The 16,375-nt window shown below is 29.3% G+C and carries 12 protein-coding genes; 3 read left to right on the top strand and 9 right to left on the bottom strand.

From position 1 onward, the window contains the following. Positions 1 to 70 precede the first annotated feature (70 nt). The 3 genes from WMO18_RS06720 to WMO18_RS06710 form a co-directional block, all read right to left on the bottom strand. Positions 71 to 967, bottom strand: coding sequence for a restriction endonuclease subunit S (locus tag WMO18_RS06720; protein WP_367286471.1), 897 nt, complete (start codon positions 965 to 967; stop codon positions 71 to 73). Positions 968 to 1,139: 172 nt separating this feature from the next. Continuing rightward, a complete protein-coding gene (locus WMO18_RS06715) occupies positions 1,140 to 2,711 on the bottom strand; it encodes a type I restriction-modification system subunit M (protein ID WP_211148332.1) in 1,572 nt (523 codons plus the stop codon). A 29-nt stretch (positions 2,712 to 2,740) separates the two neighbouring features. After that, a complete protein-coding gene (locus WMO18_RS06710; protein ID WP_367286470.1) occupies positions 2,741 to 3,469 on the bottom strand; it encodes a phospholipase D-like domain-containing protein in 729 nt (242 codons plus the stop codon). 351 nt (positions 3,470 to 3,820) lie between these two features. Between WMO18_RS06710 and WMO18_RS06705 the strand changes: the two genes are divergently transcribed. Both WMO18_RS06705 and WMO18_RS06700 read left to right on the top strand, forming a co-directional pair. Next, a complete protein-coding gene (locus WMO18_RS06705) occupies positions 3,821 to 5,098 on the top strand; it encodes an exonuclease domain-containing protein (RefSeq protein ID WP_367286469.1) in 1,278 nt (425 codons plus the stop codon). A 1-nt stretch (position 5,099) separates the two neighbouring features. Continuing rightward, a complete protein-coding gene (locus WMO18_RS06700) occupies positions 5,100 to 7,226 on the top strand; it encodes an ATP-dependent helicase (protein ID WP_176816215.1) in 2,127 nt (708 codons plus the stop codon). A gap of 213 nt (positions 7,227 to 7,439) precedes the next feature. Here the strand turns inward: WMO18_RS06700 and WMO18_RS06695 are convergent, their stop codons facing one another. From WMO18_RS06695 to WMO18_RS06675, 5 genes are all read right to left on the bottom strand, one after another. Continuing rightward, positions 7,440 to 8,525: a hypothetical protein gene (locus tag WMO18_RS06695; protein ID WP_176816216.1), complete on the bottom strand. Its 1,086-nt coding sequence runs from the start codon at positions 8,523 to 8,525 to the stop codon at positions 7,440 to 7,442. Positions 8,526 to 8,577: 52 nt separating this feature from the next. Further along, the gene (locus WMO18_RS06690) at positions 8,578 to 8,760 is read right to left on the bottom strand and encodes a hypothetical protein (RefSeq protein ID WP_176816217.1); all 183 of its coding nucleotides are present in this window, start codon (positions 8,758 to 8,760) and stop codon (positions 8,578 to 8,580) included. Positions 8,761 to 9,275: 515 nt separating this feature from the next. Further along, positions 9,276 to 11,129: an nSTAND3 domain-containing NTPase gene (locus WMO18_RS06685; RefSeq protein ID WP_176816218.1), complete on the bottom strand. Its 1,854-nt coding sequence runs from the start codon at positions 11,127 to 11,129 to the stop codon at positions 9,276 to 9,278. An 81-nt stretch (positions 11,130 to 11,210) separates the two neighbouring features. Further along, positions 11,211 to 11,609, bottom strand: coding sequence for a restriction endonuclease (locus WMO18_RS06680; RefSeq protein WP_176816219.1), 399 nt, complete (start codon positions 11,607 to 11,609; stop codon positions 11,211 to 11,213). A 25-nt stretch (positions 11,610 to 11,634) separates the two neighbouring features. Continuing rightward, positions 11,635 to 14,346: an AAA domain-containing protein gene (locus WMO18_RS06675; protein ID WP_176816220.1), complete on the bottom strand. Its 2,712-nt coding sequence runs from the start codon at positions 14,344 to 14,346 to the stop codon at positions 11,635 to 11,637. 324 nt (positions 14,347 to 14,670) lie between these two features. On the opposite strand from WMO18_RS06675, the gene WMO18_RS06670 reads away from it, so the two are divergent. After that, the gene (locus WMO18_RS06670) at positions 14,671 to 15,081 is read left to right on the top strand and encodes a hypothetical protein (protein ID WP_176816221.1); all 411 of its coding nucleotides are present in this window, start codon (positions 14,671 to 14,673) and stop codon (positions 15,079 to 15,081) included. A 478-nt stretch (positions 15,082 to 15,559) separates the two neighbouring features. Here the strand turns inward: WMO18_RS06670 and WMO18_RS06665 are convergent, their stop codons facing one another. Next, the gene (locus WMO18_RS06665) at positions 15,560 to 16,156 is read right to left on the bottom strand and encodes a tetratricopeptide repeat protein (protein WP_176816222.1); all 597 of its coding nucleotides are present in this window, start codon (positions 16,154 to 16,156) and stop codon (positions 15,560 to 15,562) included. Positions 16,157 to 16,375 lie beyond the last annotated feature (219 nt).

Raw genomic sequence — 16,375 nt, 5'->3', positions numbered from 1 at the left:
ACCAGTGGCAGTCCTCTGTTTTAACTCCCGCCACTGATGGGAGTTCTATTGTAAATGATAATTTAGCGGCTTAATCGGACAGTTCTGCAAGCAATATATCTTTGAGATTTATCAAATACTGAATTTCTGTTCTATTTTCACGAATGGACAAGAACACCTTATCAATCAAAATGTTTAATTCAGTTAGGTTATCATCACAAGGAACTACAACAGAAAGTTTTCTAAGGTTCTCTTGATTGATTTTTAATTGAACAGCTCCAGTAACGGCATTACGAACAATGGTGTTCTTCAAAATTAGATAAACCATTTCTGTCGAGTATCCGTTTTTTCCTTGAAAGATGTGAGCGTGATTATTTACCCAAAACTTGCCCCAGACATATTGCATAGTTGGATAACCATTATCATCCATAACCGTTCCATCTTCGCCAAGTAAACCGTAAACACCATCAAAAATGTAATTGTCTACATAATCCATAAGTGATGCTGCGCCGTAATATGGATAGGTATGTTTCATTTCGCTGCGTTCTAAGCCTGAAAGAGGTCTACGCATACTATCAAATAAGTTAATTAGGTTATCTACGGTGGTTTCAATTCCGTTAGAATAGATTTTATCTTGAAGAATCGCTTGAGCAGTTGCTTCTAAATTATCATTTATCTTTTTCTTCAAAGTAATTCTCTCCGTAATCGCCTTATAACTGTTCACTATTTCAAGCTGTTTTTCAATAGGTGGGATAGGCAATTCCAGTCTGCAAATATCATCCCAAGTAATCCCACCACGAACACTTCCGTCAGTATGTAACCAACAAATACGGTCAAATTCCGGTCTGCGAAACCACATCATCAGATAATCTTCATTCAAAATGCTGTTATCTACTACCTCAAACATAAAATACGCTGGAGAAACAATAGCAGGTTCTTCTTCATCATACAATGCAACCGGAAGTCGTTCATCACGACCAACATGCATTGGATTACACGCAAACTTTCCTTTTGTTATCAGTTTATATTTACTCAAATCCGTACCAATGACATTTGCAACCGACGGCATAAAGAACTTGTCTATGTTAATTCCCAAAACTCTGTCTGTTATGCTTTCTCTGTTCCGAGTATCAATCAGTCGGATATGGTTTCCTAAAATATCATAATTCGATTTCATATCCCAACTCCTTAAATACAGCAAGCAAATCTGATTTTGATTTTTTCTCTTGAACAAGAAGTTCTTTGAGTTCTCCCTGCAACGACTTCATTTTTGTATCAAAGTCGATGTTTTCATCACGGTTGATAAACTCAATATATCTGCTCGGTACAAGAGTAAATCCCTTTTCCTTTACTTCATCAAAGGAAGCAGAATAGCAAAACTCCGGCACATTCTCATAAGTTTCCTCATAGCCTTCCTGCTGCCAGTTATGATATACACTTGTAACTTTAGCTCTATCTTTCTCTGTCAATTCAATGTACTTCTTCTCATAAGGACTGCCCATCTGTCGTAAATCCATAAAGAGTATTTCATCTTCTCGGTCACGATAGCGTTTGAGCTTTCCGTTCTGCTCTACAACACGAGCTTTTTTATTCTTATTGAGTATCCAAAGGGTAACGCTGATATCAGTAGTATAGAAAAGATTTCTTGGAAGAATAATAATCGCTTCTACTAAATGATTTTCAATAAGTTGCTGTCTAATTTTCAGCTCTGTACCGTCATCGGATAATGCTCCATTTGCAAGCAGGAAACCAGCTACACCGTTTTGTGAAAGTTTGGAAACAATATTCAGTATCCAGCCGTAGTTTGCATTGCTTGTCGGCGGAACCTCATATCCATTCCAACGAGGGTCATCTACTAATTCATCAGCATATCTCCACTGCTTTTGATTGAAAGGAGGGTTTGCCATAATGAAATCTGCCTTAAGATCTTTGTGCTGGTCATTGGTAAATGTATTAGCAGCCATTTCTCCAAGGTTAGCAGAGATACCACGGATAGCTAAATTCATTTTTGCTAATTTGAATGTGGTATTTGTGTATTCTTGACCGTAAATAGACACTTTCTTTTTATTACCGCTATGAGCTTCTACGAACTTGATAGACTGTACAAACATACCACCCGAACCGCAACAAGGGTCATACAGTATTCCATCATAGGGCTCAAGCATTTCAGCAATCAAGTTTACAATACACTTTGGCGTGTAGAACTCTCCTTTACCCTTTCCCTCTGCAAGGGCGAATTTACTAAGGAAATACTCATATACGCGACCGATAATGTCATTCTCTTTATCATCAGTATTAATACGATTGATTTCATCAAGCAAAGAAGCCAACTTTGCTGTGTCAATATGTAAACGGGAGTAATAGTTATCTGGCAATGCCCCTTTCAATGCTGGATTATTTTTCTCAATAGTATAAAGTGCCGTATCTATTTTTAAAGCAATATCATCTTGCTTTGCATTTTCAATAATATACTTCCAACGACTTTCTTCAGGAAGATAAAATACATTTTCCTGAGTATAAAACGGCTTCATATCCACATACTTTTCGCCGTGTGTTTCAATAATCTTATTACGACATTCCTCAAACTTGTCACTGGCAAATTTGAGAAAAAATAAACTCAGAACAACATGCTTATACTCAGCAGGCTCAACAGAACCTCTCAATTTATCAGCACTTTTCCAAAGTGCTTCTTCCATTGATATCTCTTTCTTTGGTTTAGCAGTTCTTGCCATCTATTATTACCTCCGTGTTTTAGTTTTCATCAAAATGACTTAATAAAATACCTGCATACCTTCATATTTATTTCGAGAAATTCATTAAAGACATAATACAATGTAATAAAGTAAATAAGTTCAGGGGAATTCTCGTTATAAGCAGTTGTTATATTTTCTATAACCATTGAAGTAACATCTTGAAGTTTTTCTTTATCATTCCATATCTCATAAAATAGTTCAATAAATGATTTAGACTCAGAATTAGACTCAGAATTAGCTATACGACTAACCATATTGTAACTATTGTTTCCACGCTCACAACCAATATCGACCGTTGTAAATCCATTAATAGGCATATATGTAAATGTGTTTTCTTTGCCAACAACATTGACAAATCCACTCATATACTCACCTGTAGTATTTGATTTAAATTTAGCTTTCCTCTTTATCCAATCAGCACATTCCTTTGCAATGGATTTTTGGGTCATTTCATTACGAAGTTTTATCTCAAATTCTGTACCGTAAAGACTATTTTCACGATTTAGCCTTGGAATATAAAATTCTCTCTTTTGCTTTTTAGCTTTATCTTTAATAAAAGTTGGTGAAGTAAAAATAAATCTAAATTCATCTATATTTTCTAATTGTTTTTTCAATTCTTTATAGGCATACATAGAAAAACATGATGCAGCAATCGACAATTTGCTGCCTTTAGTTATCGTCAATATTAAATCATCACGAACAATTTCATTTACATTGTCAAACATCTTCATATCCATACTATGCTCCTTAAATACTAAAATCAAACAATTAGCGCACATATTTTGTACATTTCAACATAATACATTATAAAATAAAAGATTAATTTTGTCAATAATATACTCAATATGTAAATAATTTCACATAAATTTTAATGATAAGTCCCAATAATGGGACAGTAAAGTCTCCCCTTTCAAATAATCTTATAAAACATATCTACAATTGCAAATACTAAAAAATGAGCCTATTTTACAAACATTCTTTGTTTCATAATTTTATATCACATAACAACATTGTATTTTATTAAATTATGCTTTATAATAATGCAAAAATGTATATTTCTTAAAAAATTAATAAAGTGAGGATATAAAATGAAATGTCTTAATTGTGGTACAACAACAGACCATTATCTTTGTAGTTGTTGTCAAAATCCTGATATTCTAGATAAAATTTTCAATGAAATAAGATTTTATAATCAAGAAAAATGTTCCAATCCGAATATAATGGAATTTGCTAATGGACTCACAGAAAAGTATGCTGAACGAAATATAATACCTGAATTACTTGAAATGTTTGATTCAGGAATAACTGATTTTTATTATTGTTTGTACTACAAAATGTGTAGGGATGTTCAATTTGAAGAGAAAGCAATTCACTTCATACAATCTCAAGATATAAATGATATTCGTACTCAAAATATACTGTACAATTTAATTGATAGTTATATTCCAAATGATTTTATAAAACCGCAAAAATGGTGTAATATTATTGTTGAGAATAAAAATCTATGTTGTGAACTGTACATGATTGCTGCTAAGTATTTCTCAATGATAGGTGAATATGATTTATCTGATACTATTGCTGATAGAGGGCTTATTCTTTGCAAAGGCGATAATTATAAATCCTTTATGATGTATGAACCTAATGAATTAATTTTTAAATTATCAAAGCAAAAAAGCGATACAAATAGATATCGCACTAAAAAGCCATACTGGCCTATTACAGAAGAACGAAGAAGAGCAGTTGCAGTGTTCTACGATAAAAAAGGTATAAAATATCCAAGAATCACACTAAAACCAAAGAAAGTTAATGAGAATGATTTTTCTCCAATTAATGAATGTTTTGAAGATAACTTTGACAACTACTGTGCTTTTTGGTGTTCTGAATCGTTCAGTATTTCATCAGCAAAAAGTATTTATCAAATTGCAGCAGTAAAGGTTTGTAATAAGTTAATTGTTGATGAGTTTCAACAGTTAGTCCGTCCTTGGGATGGTAAAGCAACTATAAAAAATGCTGCAAAAGAATCTGGTATTGAACTTTCTGCAATTGAAAATGCAGAAGATGTTGACTTAGTTATGCAAAAATTTTTTGAATTTGTTGGTAGCGATATATTGGTTTCTACCGGTGCATTAGGGAATCAAGCAAAACTTATTTCTCGAGCAGCAAGATATTCCGGTATGAATGAAATAAAGAACGAATTTTATGATATTCTTGATTTAGCAGCTGAAACTTCTGAAGAGTTTGATTTTGATAACAATACCCGTGAATATTTGTTGACATACTTCTCCATTCGTGAAGGTAAAACAGCTTTAGAAAAAGCAGAGGTCAATAAACAACTATATGATGCACTAAAAGAATATGGTGAGTAATATGGAAAAGAAAATAAATTTAACATCTAAACAACAAGAAGCTATTTCTGAAATAGATCATAACTTACAAATTATTGCTTGCGCTGGTTCCGGTAAAACAGAAGTAATAACACGTCGAATTGCTAATATTTTACATAGCAAACAGGACATCAAACCGGAAAACATAGTTGCTTTTACATTTACAAATAAAGCAGCAGAATCTTTGGAAAACCGAATTGTGAGAGCATTGGGATCTGAATTATCAGCTAATATTAAAACTATGTATATTGGTACAATACATAGTTTTTGCTATAATTTATTAACAAAGTACACAAAACAATTTGACAACTTTAAAATTCTTGATTCTGTGAAAAGTCATTTATTTGTGAAGAGGAACTTTAAAGAATGTGGAATGAGCGATCTTAATCTTGAGCCATACTCTTTTAATATTAATTTATTTTTGCAATGTATTGAAAAAATGATAGATGACTATGAGAATTCAGATAATTGGTCACAGGAACAGCGTGATGTACTTAATAAATACACAAATTTCTTATACAGTAACAACTACATAGATTTTAGCTTAATTATTTTTGAAACAGTGAAACAGATTGAGTCTAATCCCGAAGTTGGTAAATATTTGTCAACGCTTAAATACTTAGTGGTTGATGAATATCAAGATGTGAACGATTTACAAGAAAAGCTTATTTCTCACATAGCAAATTATGGAACTAATATATGTGTTGTTGGGGATGATGATCAAACTATATATCAATTTCGTGGAAGCAACGCAAACAATATGATTTCATTCTCTGAACGATATGCTGATGTTCATCAAGTTCATCTCGATAAAAACTTTCGTTGTGCTAAAGGAATAGTTGATGTAGCAAACAATGTAATTAAAAATAATAAGCGTCTAATAAGCAAGAAAATGATTTCCACAGTTAATGAATCTAACGGAAATATTAAAGCAGAAAGATGTTTTGATGAAATAGATGAATTCAATAGAATTGCTAAAAAAATTATTAAATTACACAACTCAGGTATTCACTATAAAGAAATCGCTATTCTTGTTCGAAAAGGAAAATTTATTAATTCGATAGCTAATATACTTGATGATGCAAATATTCCATATGAAACAGATAGCACTGAACATTTCTTTTCTGGAAATTACTTTAATAGATTCGTCATAACATTACAAATCCTAACTGATATTGATAAAGCAAAACTATATGAATGTTGGAAAGATGTTGCTGAAAGAACAAATTTTAATATAGGATTTAAATTTTTACGAAGTTGTGCAAGAGGAGGTAATCTTCCATTAAGCAAAATTATTCGAGACTTTTGTGATAAAATAGCATTTCTAGATGAAACAGCCAACGATATTGAAACAAGACATATTGATCTTGATGGTATTTCAAAAATACTTGATGATTATGATGAAATATACGGAGACGGGCAACTATCTGCCCGAATTAATGGTGTACTTAAGTTTCTTGGTACAGACGCTATAAATGAATACAAATACTACAATTTCAAGCCTAAAGATCCAAATGCAGATAATGTTCAAATCATGACTATCCATAAAGCAAAGGGTTTGGAATTCAATACGGTATTTATCCCAAGACTTAATGAAAGGGAATTTCCTACTTTAGGTTTTCTTGGAAAAAGATATTATCATGTACTCGGTGGTGTATTCAAGAAAAACAAAACAAAATATCAAAGTAGTTTGGAAGATGAACGAAAATTATTTTATGTTGCAGTTACCAGAGCTAAACAAAACCTATATATGACTTACTCATTAGCATCTAAGGCAATTTCTTACTTTTTAGATGAGGCTTCTTCTTCTGCTTATTTAGACATAAATAATAATGATCTAACATATAATCCGAAAGATGTTAAGTATGATTTTACAAAAAGCGATGGCGTTTGTTGTAAACCTAATTCTAAAAATTCAAATTTAGAACAAGGATTAGATAAGGAGCAATTAGAGTACAAAGAGGTTGTCAAATATGCTCAGAATCAATTGATCGATTACTACAATACCGGAGCTCAATTCTACCATACCACACACACAATGCTTAGTGATATTAGGGAATGGAGTCCTGAAAAAATTATGAATGAAGCCTCAAACTTGGAACTTATATAATAAAACTCAAAAAATCCCTCACAATGTATAACATTAGGAGGGATTTTACTATTATAATTTTCACAGAAGCGTTTGCCTCTTTAGTATATTTAACATTTAATGCAAAATAATTAAATATAGGATTCAATCGCACTATCAGTATTAGCAATTAAAGCCTTAATTTCATCGCTTAAAGCAGAGTCAATTTTATCAATAAACTCTTTTTCCTTTTTATCAAAAACGTTTTATCTTGCCACCAACAGTTAGACCTTCCGGCAATTTGGTGATTTCTGTATAACTTAAAACAAGGTCACCACCAACTGATAAACTTTCCGGTAATTCAGTGATTTTTGAACTACTTAAATCAAGTTCACCATTAACAGTTAGACCTTCCAGTAATTCGGCGATTTTTGTACTACATAAATTAAGGTTGCCATCAACAGTTAAATCTTCCGGTAATTCGGTAATATTTGAATCCCATAAATTAAGGCTACCACCAACAGTTAAGCCTTCCGGTAATTCGGTGATTTTTGTACCACTTAAATCAAGGCTGCCACCAACAGTTAAGCCTTCCGGTAATTTGGTGATTTTTGAACTAATTAAATCAAGGTCACCTTTAACAGTTAAATTTTGGGGTAATTTAGTAATTGAAGCATTTCTTAATTTTAGGTCACCATCAATAGTTAAGCCTTCTGTTAATTCTGTAACTCCTAACTCACTTAAATTGAGTTTATCTTCAACAAAGTCCCTTTCAGCTAAATCTTTAAGCCTATCTTCCTTTGGCTTAATTTTAATCACACGTGAAGTGTGAAATTTAAAATCTAATTTATGACTAACTTTACTATCACCAATAACGTACCATTCATTACTCTCTTCATTTTGAACATTCCATTCTTCTTCACTTAGCACATTGGTATCATTGTAATCGGCACATAAAGAAACATAATCTTCGTAATTGACGAGAATCAAGCTAAAGTAGTAATCGTCAGCCCAAAGAATCTTAATTTTTCTATCAGAATACAATATTTTAAAATCTCTATCAGCACATGTATCATAAGTAGTCACTTCACTTTCTAATGTGAGTGATGGAAATTCACTCACGGTATCTTTGATATAATCAACAAATTCATTTAATGATACACAAAAGAAAGCATCATCACTCATATAAAGCTCAGCAGAATCTTCAATTTGATCGTATTCAAGGTCATTTTCATCCAGCATTCTAGCGAATGAATCACTAACATCACACAAATAGTCAAAAAGTTCTTCTGAATTTTCAATATTACTAATTTTGATTTTTCCTAATAATCCACCTTCCATAATTACCTCCAAAGATATTAATACTTTAAGTATTCAATAATGATTGACAGTGTTATTTTAGACGCTTATCCAGTTCCTGATAAAGATATTCTAATTCAGAATCTGTTAGATCACCTCTATCAACAGATATTTCAGTTTTTCCACTTCTTATTTCAGACAAACATTCCTCAATCTTTTCTTCAACTACCGTATTACGATAGCCCACATAGTCCATAAAATCATCTTTGTTTATCATAATTATTTCTCCTAACATTTTAAACTAAAGTTTGACATATAAGGTAATTATACTACATTATTATTTGTAGTTCTAGTATAAAATTTTACAAATTATTGATAATATATTTATCTATATTAACAATTATTTAAGTGAACTTTATTTGGAGTAACTGATGTTATTTTCAACTTGCTTAAATAATTCTTTTATAAACAACTAATATTGAGCCTATTATTTAATTTAAATCATGTTATTATTTCATCAGCATCATAATAGTAGTGCTTATCTTTCACAAACATAGAAAAACATTTAGTTACAATGATTAAAAATCAAATAGATTTTTCCATAAAATTTATCTTTATTCTTGTTTGACAGACTAATTAGTCTATCTGGATTATAAAATAGTTATTCATTCACCATATTTAAAACTATTTTTGAACTATTGCAAAAAAATTTGTATCTTATAATTTACTAAAAGGCTTATAATAATAAAGGTTATTTTATTTGCCAATGGCTATTAAATTTACTATAAATCATTAGAATTTCCTATTAAACATATAATCAATTTCTGAATCATCATTATCAGATGAATTATTATAATATTTATACTCTTCATTATAATCTTCATCCTCAATATAAGAATCAACCAAATTATATGCGCCATATACATTAATATCAAGATTTTCTACATAATTAGAATCTATAATAACATCAGCAGGTAAATTTTTTACCATATCATATATCTTATCTTTAACAAGTTCAATTACCTCATCTTCAATGTATGATTCAGCATCGTCATTATCAACTATTTTCTCATATAAAGTATATGAAGTTGCTAAATCAATAGCATATTCAACATCAGGACTATAATCATCAACATCAACATCATCGCAAAAACTCTCAATAGCAAATTTAAAAGAGTCAATAGATGACTTAATAAATTCTTCTCGATAAGGCTTATTAAAACAACTATCTAAAAAATTTATTATATCACATAAATCTTCAATATCAAAATGTCTATAAAATGTTTTAAGATTATTTGGTAAAGATAAATAAGATACAATATTGTAAAATTCAAGTGTTTTTTCATCATTAAAAAGAAGTTCAATTATATCTTTCACAGATATATCTACATGTACACGATAAATCACATTAAATGGGTTTAATAAAAATTCATTAATTATATCCGAATATTCAGTATCTAATATACCATATTTTGATATAAAATATGTTATTATTGCATTCTTTTGTCCCTTATTTATAAAATCAATATTATTTATAGTATGCTCCTTAATAACAGTTTGTCCCCATTCTTCATATTCCGAGTTTGTCATTAATCGTTTTATCTGTTGAATATGTGTGGCATTTTTTATTAACATTTCTCTTTCAAGAAGATTTTCTTTTAAAAATCCATCCAAATAATCGTTAACTGAAGGATTCGCCATAGAAATTTTTTTAGTTTTATCTATATCAATTAAAATAACAAAACCCTCTAATAGTCGTGTAAGAGAAGATTCAAATTGATTAACAGTAATATCAATATTTGTTTCAGTTGATAATCTCTTATCAAAGTTTTTTCTAATCAAATCTAGATCAGTATATAAATCAGAAAAAGAATAGATAGTAGAAAGCAATATTCTGTCAGTTTTTTGCAGTCTTCTCTCATATTCATCTTTCCAAATTTCTTTTGGATTATTTAAATGATTTAGAATAAAATTATAATAGGAATTTGATTTAATATTTTCATAGTGTCGTGGATTACATATAAATTCAATAATACGAGGATTGTAATTTTTGTGTTTAATTATTTTTAAATATCTTTTGTCTTTTTTTATATCATCAAAGTATTCCTTTTGTACATTGTTAAATACTAAATGATTATAAAGAATCTTAGCTTTTTCTATATCTGATATATTATTCATATCTATGATATACACTTTACATTCATCATTATCAAAACTTTTAACAAGTTCCAAACTACGCTCTCTAGCTTCTTGATAAATAGTAACCCTAGAATTTAATATAAGACGTTTGTTAGTTGATAAATTAATATATTTTATTAAAGAAAGCAACTCTTCATTTTGGCTATCTTTCATCTGGAAATAAGCCTGGCCAAAACAATCATCAATAAGAATAATTTCTTTTTCTTTTGGGTTTTGTGATATAGATTTTTTCAATGACTGTAAATCAGTAGTATTAGTTGTGTATCTTACTTTATATTTAATTGCTGCATAGTACAAAACTAACATTTTAGAAGTAATTGTCTTACCAACACCAGGATTTCCAACAATAAATAAAGTCTTGTTATTTTCAAGATAGTGTAGTGCTTTATAAAATGCTTGAGTTTGTACAAAAAATTTCTTATCATTTTCTATAGATGACAGTAACACTTCACAGTCAATAAAAATTTCACTATTTATTATATTTTGTAAAATTCCAGTTGACTCAATCCATAATTTATAGTGTTTTTTTTAAACATTTATATTTTTTTCATTTGTAAGAAAGCCATCAATATCATCCAATGTAATAACATTGGATGGTGAATCCATGAAATCAGAAAACAAATTATAAATTTCTTCTATTCTCTTAGGTGTTAAGGATTTCGAGCAACATACATAGTAATGTTTTGGATTTAATAGTTTAACTTTTTTTAACTCATTTTTTAAGGATGATATAAGTTGTGCAACAGTAGAATTATAGTAGTGTTTTACTTGTACAATCACATTTTTTGTATGTACATTATCACATAAATCTATACCACCATCACAACCAACTGCAAAGTGATGTATTTCTATTCCCAATTTTTCCTGCATAATATCTTGACATAGATATTCAAATTCAACATCATTTAAGTTTCCGTAATTTAGCACTAAAGTGTCTCCTAATTATTCAAATTCAAAGTAGTGTTTTAATAGTTGAAATTATCTTCTCCTTTTCGCCACTACCATTAGTTTTAAATCTTAACAATTTAATATGACAAGTATTCATTATGTTATTTTTCAACTTATCTCTTTCAGCTTGGGCAGTACCTTCTTTATGGTATTCATAGCCGTCCACCTCAATTGCTAACAGAGGTTTCTTGGTAATTTTATTGTATATCAAAAAGTCTAAATGAGTAGAAGTATTCATTGCGTATTTATATTCTTCAGCACTAAGTAAGTCAAATTTTCGAATTAACATTCTCAACGGAATGCGACAAATTACACCTAAACTTGAAAATTTATTATCAGCAATAATATCCTTAATTAAAGAATACATCAAGTTTTCTGAATCATACATAGAAATTTTCGAATGTTTTTTCAGATACTCATCTCTCTCATCTTTGTACTGACTGTATAAGTAATCGAAAACAGAACAAACATTACTATCTGAAACTTCAAAATTATTATAATTGATATAATCAATCAATTCAGTAATAATACGCTCTTTTTTCTGCGGATTACCTGTTACAACAATCATCAATCTTTTCTTCGCTCTAGATATTGCAACATTTAATAAATTCGGGTCATCCACAAAATCTGAAATTTCATCATCAACAGTTGAAATTATGATATTATCTTTTTCTCTGCCTTGAAATTTATGTACAGTATCAATTTCAAATTGACCTATCTCATTATTTAACGCATTCACTTGATTACGATAAGGAGATATAATACCTGTTTCATCAGCATCAAGAGAATATTCGGTAATAATATTTTGTTTTATTACGTCTATTTGTCGTTGACTATAGTGATCACGAACATGATTTCCCTTAGCTGTTTTCTTAACAAGTAAAACATCCTTCTCATCATTATCCTTTGTCATTATAATTAATTCACCGTTATAAAACTTTTGGTTGCAAAATTCTATAATTTTAGGATGGCACCTATAATGTTCTCTTAATGTTGTTTGAGGTACATTTGGTAACACATCCAATATAGATTGAAGAAAACTATTAGTAAACTTATAGCCATTATCTATATTATACTTGCTAAAAACACTCTCAACTTGAGGTTTTAATTTAGGTGGTACAATGTTAGCTAATTGTTTAGTATCACCCACAATTACAACATTTTTCGCACAAGAGATAGCTAATGAGCCTGTTGCAATATCAACTTGAGAGGCTTCATCAATAATTAGATAATCATAAACAGTGTTAGAATTAAGACTACTCCTTGACGAAAAGGTTGTGCTTAAAACAATCGGATAATCCATTAAAAACTCCTCAGATTTTAACCACAAATCCTTATCAGTAAATCTTTTTCTACTACGATTTTCATATTTTTGTGCTAAGTAATCTTTAAAAACAATCATTGAATTATCAGTAAATTCTTTGATATTATTATCACTAATACTTTTTAGAAATTCTTCAATATCTTTTATATTATTAAGAATTTCTAAGTACTTAGCTTTATAAAACATAGACTGAATAATTATAATAAAGTCTGAAATATCTTGTTTATATGACTTAAAATCAGTAATTCCATATTTTATGAGAGCTTTTATTTTAAACCAAAAGCCAATTTGTTTCTGTTTATCAGAGATAATTTGAACATCTTGCCATAAAGACATCAATTGTGTAGAAGATAACTTCTTTCTAAACTTAATATTATCAATATTCACATTTAATTCTTTAGCGTGTCTATTGAAATATTCCTGTTCTATTTGTAATTGAGAAATTTCCTGTCGTAATTCAGCCAACTTTTCTTGCTTATCGAAAATATCTTTTATATTTGCAGACTGTGAAACAATATTTTCTCTTAGTTCTGAAGAATTATCGTTTTTCCATGTTGAAAAATCAGGATATTCTAATTTCTGATTCTCTATAAATTTCTCTTTGTTAGTACTGTTACCTAACTTAGCAGCAATAAAACCCAAACTATACTTTTCTGAAGCCAATTTGTCATAAACATTATCAGTTGCAGAATTGTTATTTGATACAACTTGTACAGTTTTACCTTGCATCAAAATATTAGCAATAATATTAAGTATTGTCTGTGTTTTTCCTGTTCCCGGAGGACCTTGAATAACACTAATTTGATTTTCCATTGCTCTTTTAACTGCTTTATATTGACTATTATTACATCCAAATGGAAATATAGGTTTAAACTCATTATTTACCGGACTATCTTTATATTTAGTAGGATTTAAATATTTAGCTAATGCAGTATCATCGCCAACATATTCTATTTTTTCATATCTGCTATATAACAGATCTTCATCTGAACCCATTTTACAAAACTTTGATATCTGTTTTAGATAATTGAAAATATTTACAGATGATTCATCATTGAAGCAGGACTCAGTAATTTTCAAATCACTCTCACAATAATCCCTATCAAAACCATTTTTAAAACAAATATGATAATATGAAGTATTTGAATCACTAAATTTGTATATTTTATCGATATTATAAAAATCTCGACCATCTTTTACTATTTTATATAATTTAGGGTTAAGTTCTACAGGATTATCCAAGACTTTAACATTATGCTTGCCATATGAATATACTCTTCCACTATTATATTCTACATCCCATTTGTTTGTAGCATTATTATACTTACATGATTGCACATCAGATGTTTTAATTTCTCCTTTAATAATAATCATTTCATTTTTAGCATCCATTTTCTCACCATTAACAATTTCTTCTATTATCTATACTTAATATAAATTTTAAAGTATTATTTACCTGTTCAGTCTTTTTTAACTATCATACTTATAATAGCACACTTATTTCACATTTTCAATTATTAGTTTAGTTTTAAGTAGTAATTTATCACACATTACATAAAAAATTATAGAATAAAATGATTTCTTGACTACACTTTTATCTTGACTACACTTTTATAATACTTTATACTTTAAATATATTTAAATTTTCTGTATGGCACATAGTATTCTGAATGAATAACTAATAAATTATTTATAATTACATAATAGGAGTGCAGTATGAGTAGAGGTATAGGTGCATTTGTTAAATTAGTTTTGGAAGATAGTGAAACTGTCATATACGAATTTGGTAGTTATAATTTGAATGATGCAAGGTACTACAATGAAGAACATATATGTGATGGGATAATTACCATTGCTAGGAACTGCTTTGCTGAACCAGAAATTCATGAAAAAATGAAAAAGATGCCTAGTGGGAGAAAAAAACTAATCATAAAACGAATTCCGGTTCATGTAGATTACAATAAAATGATTAGTGATGGAAGAATTGTTATTGAGAATTGCAGTAATTGTTGGGAATGCTATTCAAACAGAAATACCGATATAATGGCAACACCCATTCTATTCTATCTATTTTTACAGTATCAAATAGATGGTAAATTGCCAGAATATCTTAATTATAATGTGTAACATTGAACTAGATTGTAAAATTATCTTCTCACAATCATATTAATATTTTTATATACTAAAACAGTAACCCTTATCATTATTAATAAGGGTTACTGTCATCTTAAATTAGTTTTAATGATAATTATTGTATATTCTATTTAAAAAGTAATATTAGTTATATGGATAGAATTAAATATTGTAAAAAACAAACTCATTAATATATATTATACTTTTTTCGGATACGGTCGGACATATAGCAAATTTTCCATTTATTATCTGTGTCTATAAGTGCTTTTGCGACTTTGTCGCTATCTTTTAGTCTTTCTGAATAATATGGAACACTGGCACTACCTTCATAAATATCAAGTAAAGCAAGTTCTAGATTATCCCTTAACCTAGGGCTTAAATAGCGTAAAATATAAGTCTAGTAAAAACCAATTTTTATATTATTGTGCCAATTTTTATCTTTTCCATAGGTACACCTTATTTAGTTGATATTCTATTCATCAATAATTTTTAATAAGCATTCTTTTGCATCTTGAAGGACTTTTTGAGAATATTGATCGCCCTCTGCAATACGCTTTTTGATACCTTGAATACATTTTAAGGATATAGCCAATTTATCACCATATTCCCCCAATTCATCAGGATAGTACTTCATCATTCTAAGCATAGCATCAGGTGCTGCATAATAATTATCACGGTCATTAAGTGCCATTTCAAATGCTCTTCTGTATAGTTTATGAGAATACTCAATTCTCTTTGGCAAGTCACCATTTCTATACATATTACCTAGTTTATATACAGCAGGAATGTCTCCAAAGATAGCAGCCTCTTCCCAATAAGATTTTGCTTTTTCTTTATCAACCGGAATACTTCTTCCATAATAATAACAGTATCCTAAATTGCTAAGTGCAGTTACATTACCCAAACTTGCTGATTTTTCGTAAAGGCTAATTGCCTTTTCATAATCCTTTTTATTGTATGCATCTGCACCTTCATTAAGATAAATCACATCTTCGGGTAAATCTATTTCTTCTTCATCAAAATCAAATTCATCCTCAAAGTCATAGTCATTGTTATAATCATCATTCATAACAATATATTCCTTATAATAATAATTTTATATAATTTAACTATAGCATAAATATATAAATAATACAATGTGTTGATCTGTAACATAACACTTTTAATTTATTTGATAAATATTTAGTAAAAAAACTTACAATATAATACATTAGTAAATATCCACCGGCTTAGCCGGTGGCTTTTCTTTTAACGCCTTAAAGGCTATGTTACTAGCTTCGTCTAAAGA

Origin of the sequence: Ruminococcoides intestinihominis, from assembly GCF_040096285.1 — a bacterium.
GTDB classification, from domain to species: domain Bacteria; phylum Bacillota; class Clostridia; order Oscillospirales; family Acutalibacteraceae; genus Ruminococcoides; species Ruminococcoides intestinihominis.
Note: the sequence above shows the minus strand (reverse complement) of the source record. Positions and strands in the feature narration are given on the sequence as shown.